2 protein-coding genes are annotated in these 1757 nt (G+C 43.4%); one reads left to right on the top strand and one right to left on the bottom strand.

The window, feature by feature from the left end; translation table 11 throughout:
- Positions 1-381: 381 nt before the first annotated feature.
- On the bottom strand, positions 382-696 hold the full coding sequence (locus tag CKO50_RS05765; RefSeq protein ID WP_010607301.1) for a hypothetical protein: 315 nt from the start codon (positions 694-696) through the stop codon (positions 382-384).
- Between the two features lie 409 nt (positions 697-1105).
- Between CKO50_RS05765 and CKO50_RS05760 the strand changes: the two genes are divergently transcribed.
- Positions 1106-1543, top strand: a complete 438-nt coding sequence (locus CKO50_RS05760; RefSeq protein WP_095727389.1) for a thioesterase family protein — start codon at positions 1106-1108, stop codon at positions 1541-1543.
- The last annotated feature ends 214 nt before the right edge of the window (positions 1544-1757 follow it).

Here is a 1757-nt window from a genome sequence, read left to right as displayed (position 1 = left end):
CGGATATAAGCACGCAATCACACCAATAATGCTAAAAATGGCTTGTACAATTGGAGGAGTCCATATAAGCGGCTTCACGCCGCGATCCCTTATAGCGGCGAATAACTGCGACTTCACACCAAATCTCTGCGTAGGTCGCGATTTATGGCGACAAATAATATACCACTCTGGTTTTGCCTTGCCGGCGAAGCGATATCAGGTAAAGTTGAAGGCTGGATTCAAAAACAAGTCGCGACATAAAGTCGCTGCTACAAATTGTTCGTAGTCGCTGGCAAGCATCTGAAGATCGCGGCGTGAAGCCGCTCCTACTCGGTTTGGCTCAACGCGATGTAGAATTGCTTAGTACTTTAGTTGCAGGCCTTGTAGTGTGCATTTACCGCCTTAATGGACGGTAATGGGGAGATCGTTCACCACTAACGATTGGCCATTTTGCTGAGCACGAAGAAAGCTGGATACCAAAACGTCGTTGGATAGGGTGCTGATGTCGTTAACGGTTTCGACCATGCAGAACGTAATGGACTCCCAACCTAAATCTTTAATAAAGGCCTCAAGTTTATTGATGTTATCTTCATAGTTTTCGTCTGTGGTTAGCAGGCCGATGGAGTGTTTGTTACCGGGTTTGTATTTCCCTTGCTGAGTGATGGCGCATTTGGCGTAACCGCTCAACACATAAACTGTATTTGTGCTTTTGTTCATATTGGTGACATGCTTAAGTTTAATTCTGATTTTGATTTCAGATGCATTTTTTAAACCAAGCTTATAAATATTGCTCTGCTGTTTGCTTATATATTGAAAGTATTGAGAAAAATCATTGGTGATTTATCTTAGGTGTTGATCCCATAAAAGGCGTCAATTTTTTGTGAGATGGAATGATAGGGATTGCGCTTGAATTGTGTTTGTATCTAAAGCCACACTGAAATCAAAGGGAGCTGAGGCATTATTTTTCGCCATAAATGGCGACCTACGGGGGCGTAAGGTTGCACTGCGAAATGCTGGTTTTGCTTTCTTTGTTTTGACAAGTTGCCTTAAACTATCTCGTTAACCTTGTTGCTGGTACGATGAGTTGTTACTCTCGAGTTCAATAAACAAAAATAAAGGCAACATCATGCAGGAATTTTTAGAAAAGTTTGCGATCACCACCAAAGTGAATGTGGTATGGGGAGAAATGGATGCGTTGGGGCATGTGAATAACGTGTCGTACTTTCGCTATTTTGAAACCGCGCGAATCGATTTTTTGACTCAAACGGGCTTACTTTCTGTATTATCAGAGCCTACCCATAGTCCGGTTTTGCGTGATACGTACGCGCAATATAAACGACCAGTTACGTTTCCAGATACCTTGCATATTGGTTCATATATCACTGATATCAAAGAAGATCGCTTTACCATGCGCTATGAGGCGTTTAGTGAATCGCAACAAGCAGTATGCACAACGGGGTATGCGAATGTGGTGATGTTTAATATGAAAACAGGGAAAAAATCGCCAATTCCAGAGAGCATGTTGGCGATATTGAAGCAATACGAGATGGACGATAGTCAATAGAAGCTTGGAGTTCGGGTGTCGCGTTGCTGTTTTAGAGTTGTCGCGGCGTAAAGCCGCTGCTACGACAATGTGAGATGGACGATAGTCAATAGAAGCGCGGAGTTTGGGGGTTTCGTTGCGTTGCTGTTTGAAAGTTGTCGCGGCGTAAAGCCGCTGCTACGACAATGTGAGATGGACGATAGTCAATAGAAGCTTGGAGTTTGGGTGTTTCGTT

Origin of the sequence: Pseudoalteromonas sp. HM-SA03, assembly GCF_002289345.1 — a bacterium.
GTDB lineage: Bacteria > Pseudomonadota > Gammaproteobacteria > Enterobacterales > Alteromonadaceae > Pseudoalteromonas.
The sequence above is the reverse complement of the archived record's forward strand: the minus strand, read 5'-3'. Positions and strand labels throughout refer to the sequence as shown.